This window comes from Alkanindiges illinoisensis DSM 15370 (genome assembly GCF_000619845.1).
Classification (GTDB): Bacteria; Pseudomonadota; Gammaproteobacteria; order Pseudomonadales; family Moraxellaceae; genus Alkanindiges; species Alkanindiges illinoisensis.
Map to the genome: position 1 here is coordinate 432212 of NZ_JHUX01000004.1, position 14536 is coordinate 446747.

14 protein-coding genes, 1 pseudogene and 1 riboswitch are annotated in these 14536 nt (G+C 46.9%); of the genes and pseudogenes, 6 read left to right on the forward strand and 9 right to left on the reverse strand.

Annotated features, from left to right (window positions below; translation table 11 throughout):
- Positions 1 to 37: 37 nt before the first annotated feature.
- Positions 38 to 751 (reverse strand): annotated as a pseudogene (phoU, locus tag Q337_RS17500) (phosphate signaling complex protein PhoU); the annotation flags it as partial.
- Between the two features lie 118 nt (positions 752 to 869).
- The gene (locus tag Q337_RS17505; protein ID WP_084494801.1) at positions 870 to 2351 is read right to left on the reverse strand and encodes a TolC family outer membrane protein; all 1482 of its coding nucleotides are present in this window, start codon (positions 2349 to 2351) and stop codon (positions 870 to 872) included.
- Between the two features lie 230 nt (positions 2352 to 2581).
- A riboswitch (TPP riboswitch) is annotated at positions 2582 to 2703 on the forward strand.
- Positions 2704 to 2782: 79 nt separating this feature from the next.
- On the opposite strand from Q337_RS17505, the gene thiC reads away from it, so the two are divergent.
- The 6 genes from thiC to Q337_RS0110895 all read left to right on the forward strand — a co-directional run bounded on the left by thiC (position 2783) and on the right by Q337_RS0110895 (position 8701).
- Entirely contained in the window at positions 2783 to 4672 is a 1890-nt protein-coding gene (gene thiC, locus Q337_RS0110870; RefSeq protein ID WP_026471616.1) for a phosphomethylpyrimidine synthase ThiC, read from the forward strand.
- A gap of 165 nt (positions 4673 to 4837) precedes the next feature.
- Positions 4838 to 5467, forward strand: a complete 630-nt coding sequence (locus Q337_RS0110875; protein ID WP_407636770.1) for an NUDIX domain-containing protein — start codon at positions 4838 to 4840, stop codon at positions 5465 to 5467.
- A 62-nt stretch (positions 5468 to 5529) separates the two neighbouring features.
- The gene (gene cpdA, locus Q337_RS0110880; RefSeq protein ID WP_051526799.1) at positions 5530 to 6357 is read left to right on the forward strand and encodes a 3',5'-cyclic-AMP phosphodiesterase; all 828 of its coding nucleotides are present in this window, start codon (positions 5530 to 5532) and stop codon (positions 6355 to 6357) included.
- Positions 6358 to 6566: 209 nt separating this feature from the next.
- Positions 6567 to 7112: an RNA polymerase-binding protein DksA gene (gene dksA / locus Q337_RS0110885; RefSeq protein ID WP_026471619.1), complete on the forward strand. Its 546-nt coding sequence runs from the start codon at positions 6567 to 6569 to the stop codon at positions 7110 to 7112.
- A gap of 14 nt (positions 7113 to 7126) precedes the next feature.
- Positions 7127 to 8083 carry a tRNA glutamyl-Q(34) synthetase GluQRS gene (gene gluQRS, locus Q337_RS0110890; protein WP_026471620.1) on the forward strand — a complete coding sequence of 319 codons (957 nt, stop codon included), beginning with the start codon at positions 7127 to 7129 and terminating at the stop codon, positions 8081 to 8083.
- Between the two features lie 201 nt (positions 8084 to 8284).
- Complete coding sequence (locus tag Q337_RS0110895; protein ID WP_228133118.1) at positions 8285 to 8701, forward strand: hypothetical protein; 417 nt, start codon at positions 8285 to 8287, stop codon at positions 8699 to 8701.
- A gap of 153 nt (positions 8702 to 8854) precedes the next feature.
- On the opposite strand, the gene Q337_RS19110 is transcribed toward Q337_RS0110895, so the two are convergent.
- The 7 genes from Q337_RS19110 to Q337_RS17520 form a co-directional block, all read right to left on the reverse strand.
- Complete coding sequence (locus Q337_RS19110; RefSeq protein WP_211253609.1) at positions 8855 to 9202, reverse strand: glutathione S-transferase C-terminal domain-containing protein; 348 nt, start codon at positions 9200 to 9202, stop codon at positions 8855 to 8857.
- Between the two features lie 87 nt (positions 9203 to 9289).
- A complete protein-coding gene (locus Q337_RS19115) occupies positions 9290 to 9532 on the reverse strand; it encodes a glutathione S-transferase N-terminal domain-containing protein (protein ID WP_211253610.1) in 243 nt (80 codons plus the stop codon).
- A gap of 127 nt (positions 9533 to 9659) precedes the next feature.
- Positions 9660 to 9968 carry a hypothetical protein gene (locus Q337_RS0110905; RefSeq protein WP_051526800.1) on the reverse strand — a complete coding sequence of 103 codons (309 nt, stop codon included), beginning with the start codon at positions 9966 to 9968 and terminating at the stop codon, positions 9660 to 9662.
- 183 nt (positions 9969 to 10151) lie between these two features.
- Positions 10152 to 11330 (reverse strand): putative lipid II flippase FtsW, encoded by a 1179-nt coding sequence (gene ftsW, locus Q337_RS17515; RefSeq protein WP_051526801.1) that lies wholly within the window; start codon positions 11328 to 11330, stop codon positions 10152 to 10154.
- A 25-nt stretch (positions 11331 to 11355) separates the two neighbouring features.
- Positions 11356 to 12717, reverse strand: coding sequence for a UDP-N-acetylmuramoyl-L-alanine--D-glutamate ligase (murD, locus tag Q337_RS0110915; protein ID WP_026471623.1), 1362 nt, complete (start codon positions 12715 to 12717; stop codon positions 11356 to 11358).
- Positions 12718 to 12856: 139 nt separating this feature from the next.
- Complete coding sequence (locus Q337_RS0110920; RefSeq protein WP_026471624.1) at positions 12857 to 14026, reverse strand: acyltransferase family protein; 1170 nt, start codon at positions 14024 to 14026, stop codon at positions 12857 to 12859.
- A gap of 105 nt (positions 14027 to 14131) precedes the next feature.
- Positions 14132 to 14476: a DUF6587 family protein gene (locus tag Q337_RS17520; RefSeq protein WP_051526802.1), complete on the reverse strand. Its 345-nt coding sequence runs from the start codon at positions 14474 to 14476 to the stop codon at positions 14132 to 14134.
- Positions 14477 to 14536: the final 60 nt, after the last annotated feature.

Sequence of the window (14536 nt, forward strand, 5' to 3'; positions counted from 1 at the left end):
TAGCACTATTCCCATTGCCAGCATAGTTGTCACCATGAATTTTCTTTTCAATGGCTTCATAGCTGGTGTGGCGAACATCAAGCCCTTTCACCATATAGATCACCTGCTCGGCAATATTACGCGCATGGTCACCCACCCGCTCCAGTGAGCGCAAAATCCATAGCACGTTAATGACCCGGCTGATATGACGCGGATCTTCCATCATGTACGTCATGAGGGTACGGGTTGCAGATTGATATTCGCGGTCAATATCGGCATCAGCCTGCATGACACGCAACGCTTGCTCGGCATCCAGACGGGCAAAGGCATCCAATGCTTCGTGGATCATCACCCGCACCTGATTGCCAATATGCCGGGTTTCCATGTAGCCACGCGGCGATTCCCCTTCTTCACACAGGGTCTGTGCAATGCGGGCAATCTTGGCTGCTTCATCACCAATGCGCTCAAGATCAGTATTGGCCTTGCTAATGGCAATCACCATACGCAGATCACTGGCTGCCGGATGGCGACGTGCCAGAATCAGCGTCAGTGCCTCATCAATCTGGGTTTCCATCTTGTTGACGATCTGGTCTTCATACTGCACTTTAAGCGCCAGCGCAGCATCAGTTTCCAGCAAAGCATGGATGGCATTGGCCACCTGCTGCTCCACCAGTCCGCCCATACTCATGAACTGGGTGTTCACGTCTTGCAGGTTTTCATTAAACTGGGAGGAGATATGGTGATTAAACACCGCTTTATTGGTGGTAGGCATAAACAAACCTGTTCAATTTTTTAGCAAATATTACAACAAAATTTAATGACATTTTGATGACAGTCACCCTACCATCCGTCGTCCTAGCCCTGCAACCCAGCCTAATTGACAGACCGGATCATGGAATACTACCAGAAGCCATGGTTTTAGCAGATGGCGTTGCCGTTACTTGCTGATCCGTTGATGGCTTAGTTACTGAGGCATTCCCAGCAGGGGTGTTGTCCAGCCATTGATTGATTTCCGCCAGCGCATCAGTATCCAGTTGTCCTGTTGCATGTTTTAGCCGCAGCATATTGAGCACATAATCATAGCGGGCATTAATATAATCCTGCTCGGCAGCAAAAGAATTACGTTGTGCCAGCAACACATCCACCATGGTACGCAGTCCCAGATCATATCCGGCCTGCGATGATTGTGCGACCAGACGACTGGACTGCATGGCTTGCTGGCGGGCTTCAATGCGGGCACGGTCGGTATTCAAGTTAATGAACGAGGAGCGCACCGAACCGGTGACCTGCCGTTCAGCCACGTCAATCTGGTCACGCGCGGCAATCGCCTGATAACTGGCTTGCGTCACCGCAGTCTGGGTTCGTCCACCGCGGTATAGCGGCAGGTTGAGTTCCAGCCCTATGGCACTGCTGCGGCCATTGTTGCTGATCAGGCTATCCGGAGTTTGCTTGTTCCAGCCCGTTTGTGCCACCACGTCCAGTTGCGGATAATAGCCCGACTGCTGGATTTTGCGGTTTTTCTCGGCAATCTGGTATTGCAGGCGCGCCTGACTCAGTTGCGGATTTTTTTGCTTTGCCAGATCAACCCATGCCTGAATCTGATTGGGTACGGGTGATACGGCTTCAAAATCGGTACTGAGTGGCGCCAGATTTTCTGGCGTATTGCCCAGAATAATGGCCAGATTTTCCTGCGCATTAATCACCTGGTTTTCACCAGCAATCCGGTTAGCCACGGCATTCTGGTACTGGGCAGCCGCTTCACTGACATCCGTACGCGCCACCACGCCTTCCTTAAAGCGCGCCTGCATCATGTTCAATTGCCGTTGCAGTGCTGTTTGTTCTGCATTCAAGGTGGCAATCAGGTTTTGTGCACGCAATACCTCAAAATAGGCTTCTGCCACCCTTAAAATAAAATTTTGCTGGTCACTAATAAAACGACTGTCATTTAAGCTGGTGGCAACCTTGGCCTGCTGGTACTGCTGCCACAAGTCCATGCGAAACAGGGGCTGCCGAACAGCCAGTGCGGCCTGACGGCTGGTTGATGCCGAAGAATTGACCGGCTGGCCCAGCAACATATTGCTTTGCGGATTATCTGACTGAAAACGGTTACGGTTAATGGCACCTGATAGGCCTACGGTAGGTAAAAGTCCACCCAGTGCCAGCCGTTCCTGCTGCTGATCAGCGAGATACTGGTTTATCGTGACCTGCCAGCTGGGATCATGCGTCTGCGCCTGCCGATAGGTTTGCAGCAAGTCCTGTGCAAACGCAGCGGTATTGGCTGAGGTACTCATCAGCGCCAGCAAGCATCCCCATAACACTTTTGTTTGTCCCGACCATCCTGACCGGATTTTAGCTGCCTGTTTTTTCATCATGTCACATGCTATTCATTTCATTGTTGTGGAGCCTATGCTGCGCCAGATTATCAGGATAGCTATCATCTATAAAACTATCGTTTTCAGAATGCCAGCCAACTGCTTGATACAGTAGAACTGCGCCTGAAATAGCTACCCTTGAACGAACAATCAATGGCGTTTTGCATACCGTTTTTGTTTTGTGCAACTGTCATGGACAATTGATCAATTAACCACTAATCTACAGCACATACCGCTTGACGGAGCGCCTGTGGAACAGGCTGAGATTATACACACTATTCCCTAGTACAGTATAAGTACCGTTGAACCTGATCTGGTTAATACCAGCGTAGGAATCAAGCAGCACTAGATGGCTAGTGTACCTGATATTTTTTTATGGTTTTGCTTGATCCTCATCCTTTCCATGTGACACGACAGAAATGGATCCTGCCATGAACCAACTCACCGCCCCGCAGCCTGTGCTTTCTCAACACGAGCGTGAAGCACAGGACTTAACCCGCATATTACCCGCTTCGCGCAAAGTCTATATTGAAGGCTCAACGCCGGATATTCGCGTTCCCATGCGCGAAATCAGCCTGACTGATACCCCAATCGGCCTTAGCAATGGTGAAAAAGGCAGTGAAAAAAATCCACCAGTACTGGTGTATGACACGTCCGGCCCTTATACCGATCCCAATGTCAAAATTGACCTGACCAAAGGCTTGCCGGATTTGCGCGGCCAGTGGATTGATGCCCGTGGCGATACCGAAAAACTGTCCGGCCTGTCCTCTGAATTTGGTCAGCAGCGCGCCCGTGACATTAAAACGGCTGACCTGCGCTTTGCCCATATCCAAAACCCGCGCCGCGCCAAGTCTGGCCAGAATGTCACCCAGCTGCATTACGCACGTCAGGGCATTATCACGCCGGAAATGGAATATATTGCCATTCGTGAAACGCAGCGCCAGTATGAAGGGACGGACAACCGCCAGCATGACGGCCAAAACTTTGGCGCACGTTTGCCCAAAATTATTACGCCTGAATTTGTACGCAGTGAAGTGGCTGCAGGCCGTGCCATTATTCCTGCCAACATCAACCACCCCGAAGCCGAGCCAATGATCATTGGCCGTAACTTTCTGGTGAAGATTAATGCCAATATTGGCAACTCGGCGCTAGGTTCTTCCATTGATGAAGAAGTGGCGAAAATGACCTGGGCCACACGCTGGGGTGCCGACACCATCATGGATTTGTCTACGGGCAAAAATATCCATGAAACCCGTGAATGGATTATCCGTAACTCACCCGTGCCAATTGGTACAGTGCCCATTTATCAGGCACTGGAAAAAGTTGATGGTGTGGCCGAAGACCTGACCTGGGAGATGTTCCGCGATACCCTGATTGAGCAGGCTGAACAGGGTGTGGATTACTTTACCATCCATGCCGGCGTGCTGCTGCGTTATGTCCCCCTCACCGCCAATCGCCTGACCGGTATCGTGTCACGTGGTGGCTCGATTATGGCGCAATGGTGTCTGGCGCATCACAAGGAAAATTTCCTGTACACACATTTTGATGACATCTGCGAGATCATGAAAGCCTATGACGTGTCGTTTAGTCTGGGCGATGGCCTGCGTCCCGGCTGTATTCAGGATGCCAACGACGATGCCCAGTTTGGCGAATTGCGCACCCTTGGTGAACTCACCCAAAAAGCCTGGAAGCATGATGTGCAGGTGATGATTGAAGGCCCCGGCCATGTACCCATGCACATGATCAAGGAAAACATGGACTTGCAACTGGAAGTGTGCGGTGAGGCGCCTTTTTATACCTTAGGCCCGCTGACTACCGATATTGCACCCGGCTATGACCATATTACCTCGGCCATTGGTGCGGCCATGATTGGCTGGTACGGCACCGCCATGCTGTGTTACGTTACCCCAAAAGAACATCTGGGTTTACCGGACAAAAAAGACGTCAAAGATGGCATCATCACTTACAAGATTGCCGCGCATGCCGCTGACCTGGCCAAGGGCCATCCGGGGGCACAGGTACGTGACAATGCCCTGTCCAAGGCACGTTTTGAGTTCCGCTGGGAAGATCAGTTTAACCTCGCACTGGACCCAGATACTGCCCGTAGCATGCATGATGAAACCCTGCCCAAGGATGCGCATAAATCCGCGCATTTCTGCTCCATGTGTGGCCCCAAGTTCTGCTCAATGAAAATTACCCAGAACGTCAGGGACTATGCTGCAAAACAAAATCTGAGTGAGGAAGACGCAGTACAGGCAGGAATGGATGCCATGTCCGAGGAATATCACAAGCAGGGCAAGCAACTGTATAAGGAAGTTTAAATCGTTATGGCTTGATTTATTCCTGACGAAAATTTTATCAAGCTTTCAAAAGCTGGTAAAAACTGGTTTAACAAGGAATAAAAGAAAGTCATCCAACAAAATGCTATACGACGAAAGGCAGGTTGATTTCCTGCCTTTTGTCATACACGCTTGTCTGGGAGTTAAATGATGACTGCTGCAAAAAATCCCTACCTGATGTTTTCAGTTGATGACGTACAGGTATTAAGCCGCAATACGGTTTATTCCGGTTTTGCCGAAATTGAACAGATCGAAATCCGGCATCGCCTGTTTGAAGACCAAAGCTTTAGCAAGCCCATTCAACGCGAGTTGGTCAGACGGCCAGAAGCCGCTGGTGTATTGCTATATGATTCCAAACAGCAACTGTTTGCCTTAATTGAGCAGTTCCGGATTGGTGCTATTGATGATACAGACAGCGCATGGCAACTGGAAATTGTGGCAGGACTGGTGGATGAAGGCGAAACTGCTGAAGACACTGTCATCCGTGAAGCACTGGAAGAAGCCGGCACCCAGATTGAAAATCCGCAGTTCATCTTCAGTTTTTATCCGTCTGCCGGAGCCAGTAATGAATTGTTTCATTTATATGCCGCAGATACAGAACTAAGTCACACAAACCAGATTTTTGGTGTCATGGACGAGGCAGAAAATATCAGGCTACACGTGCTAAAATATGAGCAGCTACATAAATTGTTAAGTCAGGCTACATATTTAAAAAATAGTCCGGTGATTATTGCCCTGCAATGGCTGGCAATGCAGTGTTCTCCGGCAAAACAGTAGCCCGTCAGATATCAGGCTGCACCCAGTACGCATAATACAGCAGGCAGGAGGCGGGTTCCGTTGTGATTTATCAGGTTGAAATTCCGGCTTCGGTGTTATCGCAAGAACGTCCCCTTCGTCTGGTGCAATGTTCAGACATGCACCTGTTTGCCGACCCGGCCACCAAACTGCTGGGACTCAATACCCAGCACAGCTTTCAAAGCGTCATTGAGCTTATCCAGCAACAACAGCCCAACATTGACCTGCTACTCACCACGGGCGATATTGCCCAGCAATCCTCGCCTGAAACCTATCAGCGTTTTTTAGCCACCATGCAGCCGCTACGGGCACCGCATTTTTGCATTCCCGGCAATCACGATCTGGATGAAGCTTATCATTCCGGCTTGCGCATCAACCAGTTGCCCTGCGAAGTCATTATTGGCAACTGGTGCTGTATCCTGCTGGATTCTACGGTTGACCATGAAATTGCCGGCAGCTTTAGCAACAGCACGCTTGAATACCTGCAGCAGGCGCTGGAACGGCAGCGCAACCGTCATGTGCTGATTGCCCTGCACCATAATCCGATTGCCGTGGGTTGCGAATGGCTGGACCAGCACATGCTCAAGACCAGCCAAACCTTTTTTAAAATCCTGCAGCCTTTTAGCAATGTAAAACTGGTACTGCATGGTCATGTGCACCAGATTTTTGAGCAGGTCTATGAACAGGTCAACTATTTATCCTGTCCCTCCACGTCGCTTCAATTTAAGCCCAAGAGTGCCAAATTTACCCTTGATACCGCCAATCCCGGCTACCGCTGGCTGGATTTGTATGCCAATGGCTATTTTGAAACTGATGTATGCCGGCTGGAGAATTTTAATTTTTATATTGATTATCAAAGTGATGGTTATTGAAGGTATTCAATAAAAATAATAAACCCGTCAAACCTACACGCTTTTTAGCAAGACATTACCCTTGTTTACGAATTAAACTATCAACTTGAGAAGAATCTCTATATTATTCGTGCGCTTTTGCAACGGCTGGTCGATATTTTTGCTTGAAGGGTTGCATATTACCCCTGTTTTTGCGTATAGATAACACGTGTTTGATGAGGATGCCCATAATGGCTATTGAGAACCAAGATTCTGGAACAAACGGACAAGTTGCAGCACTGGCTGACATTACAACACCAGCAGCAAAACGTGGCCGCAAACCAGCAACAAAGAAGGCAGATAAGGCCACTGGCGATGTACCTGCAGGCTTATACGGGATTGCACCTTATCAGCCCGGTGCCAAAGAAGAATACATGTCGCAAGGGCAACTAGAGCACTTTCGGAAGATTCTGGAAGCGTGGCGCAATGAGCTGATGCAGGAAGTGGATCGCACCATGAGCCACATGCAGGATGAATCTTCTGCGCTGCCGGACATTAATGACCGCGCCACCCAGGAAGAAGAATTTGCCATCGAACTGCGTACCCGTGACCGTGAACGTAAGCTGATTCGCAAGATCGAGCAATCGCTGCAAGCCATTGAAGATGAAGACTATGGCTACTGTGATACCTGTGGTATTGAAATTGGCCTGCGTCGTCTGGAAGCGCGTCCAACCGCAACCCAGTGTATTGATTGCAAAACACTGGCTGAAATCAAGGAAAAGCAAAACCACGGTTAAACACTGCTGGATTAATGCAACAGAATACCTTTCCCGATCTCTCCTTGTTAAAAGAGAGATGCTTTCCCTGTGAAGGGGGAGTTAGAAGAGGTCAGTATAAGGGTCGGTTTGCGCCATCGCCAACTGGCCCTTTGCATTTTGGTTCACTGCTCACCGCGCTGGCTAGTTATTGTGAAGCCAAAGCACAACACGGCCAGTGGCTGGTGCGGATTGAAGACACCGATATTCCGCGGATTCAGGCGGGTGCAGAAACGGCCATTTTAATCGCGCTGGAAGCCTTTGGCTTTGAGTGGGATGAAGCTGTAGTGCGCCAGCAGGATCGGCTGGAATATTATAAACAGGCGCTTGAGCAGCTTAAAGCCAGTGACCTGATTTATGCCTGCCAGTGTAGCCGTAAGCAGCTTAGCGGATTAGGTGGCTTAAATGGATTGGGCACATATCCGCAAACCTGCCGCCCTTTAAACCTGCCATTTGAGCAGCATGCCATTCGCCTCAAAACCACGGACCAAACGATTTGCTTTGATGATTTGATTCAGGATCATTGCTGCGAAAGCTTAAGCCAGACCACTGGTGACTTTGTACTCAAACGCCGTGACGGCATTATTAGTTACCAGTTGGCCGTGGTGGTAGATGATGCATTACAAGGCATTAACCATGTAGTACGCGGTGCTGATCTTCTGGACAATACGGCACGGCAAATCTGGCTCGGGCACTGCCTTAATCTTCCCCGGTTAAATTACTGCCATATTCCGTTAGCAATGAATGATCAAGGACAGAAATTGTCCAAGCAGAATCTGGCCAAGCCGCTAGATTTGACACAAGCCCCGCAGTTAATTCAAGCCGCATTAAAAGCATTAAATCAGCCGGATATTGCGCTGGATAGTCCTCAGAGGATGCTGGTGCAGGCGGTGAGTCAGTGGGATATGGGGAATATTCCGAAGATAGCTCAATTAAAGAATATTTTTAATTAGAAGATTTATATCTTTATCATTAAAAATTATTCAAATATATTTCGCTTAAAATTTTATATAATATGTATTTTATTAACTTTAAAAGAATTTATAATAGTTACTCAGGTATTAACATGCATACAGAAATACTAAAAAAATTTCATTTCAAGTTATTATGATAAACCTCATGAAGAAACTATCAGAATAACTATTAATAATTATATGGAGAATAGCAGTAATATTTCCATAGACCTGCTGGAAATTATATCAAGTGAATTCTATAGTGAGGCTTTGCTACTTAAAATTATACAAAATATAGATCCTACTTTTTCATACAACTGTATAGAAGCAGAAATTTTAGCAGCCCATTATTTTTTAACTATCTTAAACGATTATCTAACAGGTAAAATAAAGCCATCCGATTTATGTCGTATTTTTAGTAATATTGAGATTGGATTTTTAGACGCACCAAGAAATCTTAGTATTGATGTCTTGTACTATCCAGAATGGATAGGATCTTTATATGATGCTTGTGATTGGTGTGATGAAACATGGACAATAGAAAATATGCCTCATCTGCTCACCGCTGCAAAGCAGCAAATTAGTTTAATTAGAAAATGGTTATCAAACTTTAATTAAGCTAATTTAGGATTATAGAAAAATAGGTTTTGGTTACTTATATATTTCCTCTTAGTTAGTAAAGTTTAAAAGCTAATATTTAATAATGATTTAAACTTGACAATAGAAGTAGTTCAATTCTCAGGTAAGGCGTTTTTATATATTAATTATTTTCTAAGAGATACGCATATCACCCTCTACCTTTCCATGCCTTAAACAAGCCAGTTCATGTGCTTCATGGCGCGGTTCCAGCTGCCCTGCTTCAATCCATTCCTGAACTGCTGGCAAAGCACGTAACCTTGCTGCATAAGCCAGTACCGGCTCACTAAGTTTGAGCTGATAGGTTTCTATCCTTAGTGCGACAGGTGCAAAAAATGCATCTACAGCAGTAAAACTATTTCCTGCTAAAAACTCGCCACCAAAACGGTTTAACCCTTCCTGCCATAATTCATCAATACGGGTAATGTCTTTTTGCAGCATAGCAGGGATACTTTGCATTTGTACTTTTAAACTAACATTCATGGGGCATATTTCACGTAAGCTCGAAAACCCTGAATGCATTTCTGCAGCAGCACAGCGTGCCCAAGCTCTAGCCATCTGATCAATCGGCTAAACACCAGCATGATGTTCCCCCAGAAACTCGACAATGGCCAAGGAATTCCAAACTACCATTTCTCCCAGTTTTAAACAGGGCACTTTGCCCGTGGGAGAAAAAGTACTAAAGTTGTCCCAGTTATTTTCACCGAAAAGGTAAATATGCTCTTTAAAAGGAATACCCAGTTCTTTCATCAATAGCCACGGACGCAGCGACCATGACGAATAATTTTTATTAGCAATAAACAGTTGATACATAAGATCTCTTTCAAAAGTCTGGTTTCGACAAACTCAATTGCCCTAATAATGGCAGAGATAACTCTTTACCATGCAAACGATCCTGCCAACTTACAGGAATGCGATACTATTCATAAATATCAAATTATTAATCTTTCCATAGTTCAAAATTTTTGCCTTCTATTTTAATCAGGTCTCCAGACTGCATTTCAATTTCTAGATACATCAGCCCATTTTCTAGTGATAGCGGCCCGTTAGAACTATTAATTAATATGCTTTTACCCCAATCATTTTTTTGAGAAACGTCAAGAGTAGTGAAATCCTTAATGAGCATTCTTGCTTTCCCTGTACCATATAAAAGTTCAATTTCAATTATTGCTTGCTGCCAATTTATATAGAAGCCAATTAAAGACCAGTCATGCAAATGAAACTGTTTTCCTTGGGATTGTTTTAGCATTTCATGTTTTCCTGTACTTTTATAATCCTGTTATATCCTTATTTTTTGATTTATCTATCGTATTAATAATTAAATCCATAATCTTATCTTTATATTTCCATCTTTTAGCCTTTAATCATCGCCTTAAAAAACAAAAGGCAGCAATTGCCGCCTTCTGGTAATGATGATTTTAATTAAATTTAATCAACGCTCACGAACCGTTGCCGTTTCACTGGTTTCCCGTTCAATGCGTAAAATCACCCCGATCATCATCAGTGATACCACCAGCGCCGTGCCGCCATAACTGATAAATGGTAGGGTCAGGCCCTTGGTCGGCATCAGTCCCATGTTCATGCCACCATTTACGCATATCTGAATGACAAAAATCACCGAAATGCCGTAAGCCAGATAGCCCGCACGCAAATGATTGTTTTTGAGCGCCAGATAGCCAATGCGCATACAGGCAGCCACCATCAAAAATGACAGGGTAAACAAAATCGAAATGCCCACAAAACCCAATTCTTCGCCCACAATCGCCAACATGAAATCGGTGTGTGCTTCCGGCAAATAAGACAGCTTTTGTACACTATGGCCAAGCCCCGTACCTGTCCACTCACCACGGCCAAAGGCAATTAAGCTTTGCTTGAGCTGATAACCATCGCCTTGTTCATCAGCCCAGGGATTGGTAAATGACAGCAGGCGCTTGACGCGCCACGGTGAAGCCAGAATGGCAACTGCCACGGCACCCACTGCAGTCAGCAGCATGGCACCAAATTGCTTGGGCGGCGCACCAGCCAGAAAGAACACGGCCATCATGCTGCCAACAATCACCACCGACGCGCCAAGATCCGGCTCCAGCATAATCAGCAGCAGTACGCTTCCCATTGGAATCAGCAGACGCAACAAGCCTTTGAGGCTAAAGCGGATTTCATCGGAACGACGCACCACGTAGTCGGCAATAAACAGCACCATGACAAACTTGGCAAATTCCGAGGGCTGAAAGGTAAAGCCGGGTAAGGTAATCCAGCGTTTGGAACCGTTGACTTCCGGCAGCATCAGCACCACAGTCAGCAAACCCAGCGCCATCAGCCACAGTAAAATGGTGTTTTTAAACCAGTAACGCAGTGGCACGAAAAACGTGGTGGTGAGTGCAATAGCGCCCAGCACCAGATAAATCATGTGGCGTTTAATAAAATACAGTGGCTGGTCGTTAATATAATCACCATAGGGCATGGACGCCGAGGTAATCATCACTGTACCCAGACACAGCAGGCTAATCACGGTAAACACCAACAGGCGCTTGGCGGTGATTTCATCCATGAGGGCTGGCGTTGTAAAAGTAAACTTGTTGTTTTGCCACCACTGGCGTAAGGCAAGTTTCATGGTTCAATCCTGTAACAATGGCGGCTTATTCGGCGCTATTTACTAATGTCTTGACGCACTGAATGAACTGCTCGCCCCGATCCTGATAATTTAAAAACATGTCAAAACTGGCGCAGGCCGGTGACAGCAATACCGCATCACCTGGCTGGGCCAGACTATCAGCAGTTTCTACCGCCTGTTGCAAACTGGTGACATGAATCACCTGCACTTGGGCAGCAATGGCCTGTTCAATGTGCGCAGCATCTTCGCCCATTACAATGGCAGCCCGTGCATAACGTCCCAGTGCGGCAGCCAGCGGCTTAAAGTCCTGCCCCTTGCCTTCGCCGCCCAGAATCACCAGTAACTTGTGCTGCTGAATGGCGAGTGGTGCGCCAAGCCCTTCAATGGCTGCCAGCGTAGCGCCTACATTGGTACCTTTGGAATCATTGTAAAACCGTACATTATTACTGCTTTGCGCCACAAACTCGCAGCGATGCGGCAAGCCCTTAAAGATTTTCAAGGTTTGCAGCATACTTTCCAGTTCAAGCCCGATGGATTCACCCAGCGCCAGTGCGGCCAGTGCATTGGCAATATTATGATTGCCCTGTATCGGCATATCCGCAGCATTCATCAAACGGAAACGGCCACGCGCCAGCCAGGCTGTACCATCAGCATCACGCAGTACACCATACTGGTTCATGTCAGGGGCATTGAGGCCAAAGCTGATGCTGCCAATCTGGTCAGGCACCAGCGGACGGGTTAAGCCATCATCACGGTTAAAGACAAATTTCTGGCAATTCTGAAAAATCCGGTGCTTGGCCTGATGATAACCCAGCATGTCGCCGTGGCGATCCAGATGGTCTTCACTCATATTCAGGATCACAGCAACGGCTGCCGACAGGTTAGAGGTTGTTTCAAGCTGGAAACTGGACAGCTCCAGTACAATCAGTTCAGGATCATTTTCCAGCAAATCCAGTGCTGGCGTGCCCAGATTGCCACCCACCGCCACACGCTTGCCTGCCTGCCTGGCCATTTCACCGACCAGTGTGGTCACCGTACTTTTGGCATTGGAACCAGTAATCGCCACAATCGGCACATTGGTGGCACGGCGCAACAACTGGATATCGCCAATGATTTTGGCCCCATGCTGTTGCGCTTCCAGCAACTCTGGTAGCTTGGGATCAAGGCCGGGACTTAAAATAATTTCTTCAGCCTTATTCAGCAGATCAGCATCCAGCCCGCCCAGCGAACACTCCACTCCGGAAGGCACATCTGCCAGCCCCGGCGGTTCCATGCGGGTGTCTGTCACTGCCACCGGATAGCCAAGCCCAATCAGGTGCCGGACAACCGATACGCCTGTTTTGCCCAGACCTGCCACGACCCGTAGCCCACCGCGCTGAATCAGCATGTTCTACCCTCTTGTACGCCAAATATGTTAAAGGGAAAATGGTATCATTCCCGGCAGGCTTTGCGGGGGTTTAAACCGTAAAACAGCAAAGATTTTTTATGTTTCAGGCCATCAAAAATACTTTCACCGCAAGCCGTTTTTACTGACTGATTGTTGTCTTTTGCCTGATCCAGCGATTTAAGGGAATGGAATAAAACCGGGCAATAGCAAAAGCCAGCATGAAGGTTCCGGCCAAAAATATCAGCAACAATAGTAGCTTTTCATGAGCGGTTGCAGTTGCAGGGGGAACAGCCACCTTGATGAGACCTAAAATAATTAAATGAAACAGGTAAAGCTCATAGCTATAGCGTCCTAGCGTACAAAGGGTTCCTTTTAACAAGCCCTGTTTTAATAAATTTGGCGGCATTACAGCCTGTGCGTGCAAACTGCTTTTAGCTTGCAAGCCACCCAGAATTAAAATGGCCGTACCGCAGGCCATCAGGGTAACTCCCAGCGTATTGGTTTCCTTAATCGGCGCATATAAATAAAACAGCGTCATGCCAACAATGCTTAGTCCCTGCACCATCCGGCGCTGGAAAAAAGCAAGGTTAATCCGGTTTGCCAGCAAGGCAGTTGCGCAACCAATGGCAATGCTATCAAAACTGGCCAGGTAGCCATACAGATAAGCTTCGCTGTCTTCGCCAAAATGCAGCCAGCGATAGACAGGTGCGGCCAGCACAAAAAAGCCTAAAAACAATGCAAACTGCCGCGATGTTTTTAAACCTAAACAGGCTAAAGGAAAGGCCAGATAAAACACTTCCTCTACCGATAAAGACCACAGCACGCCTAAGGCATAATTGACCCAGCCATATTGAATAATCAGCTGATTCATCCACAAGGTGAGTGCAGCCAGATTGGTTATGGCAGTAGACACTTCAATGCCATTCGGCGCCTGATTAATAAATGGCTTTAACCCCAGCATGCCTAAACTATTCACCATCAACAGCAGCAATAACAGGCAAGGCAAAATCCGCGCAATACGTGACCAGTAAAATGTGCGAACATTTATATGATTTAAAGAATGCCAGCGGCCAAGGCTATGCGAGGTTATTAAAAACCCGGAAATCACAAAAAACATCGTGACGCCATAATTGCCATTACGGGCAATGGCGGTGATCAGGCTTTGCCCGGCAATATCAACGGACAGCCATGTATCATGTAATTTGTAGGGAATATTAAAATGATGTAAAAGCACCAGCACAATAGAAATGCCACGTAACACATCAATTTGGGCGTTACGGTGTCGCAGCGTATTATTGGAAACGTCCATGTATGGCTCAGTTGATTAAAAAAAGCATAAGCTGATTTTTTAAAATTATTTAAATATTAATTTTTTAAGGATAAAAATTGCTTTTCCCAACCTAGAACATTAGATTTAACGCCACTGCACTGGCTGCTCTTTTCCATCATGTAGCTTAGGCATTTCTGTTGCGCATGCAGTCTTTGAGCTATTCGTCTTTGAACTATTCGCAGCTGAACTATCCACATGACAATCTGAACAACCGGCAGAACAACCACTTTGCACAGCTTTTGGCATCAGCCAGCCACTTAACCGAACAAAGCGTTTATTGGCAAGCCATACTGCCATTGCCTGCTGCCATTTAAAGCTGGTTTTGGGCATAAAACGCCGTAGCACCACATAGCAGCTCCACAGCAGCAACCCGGCAATAATCAGATATTGCACCAGATTTTGCATTAAACCTTGTGTGACATCAGCCATGATCTACTCCACGCTTGCTACAATTTAAGTTGGCATTTAAAGCACTTTTACCCAATGCCT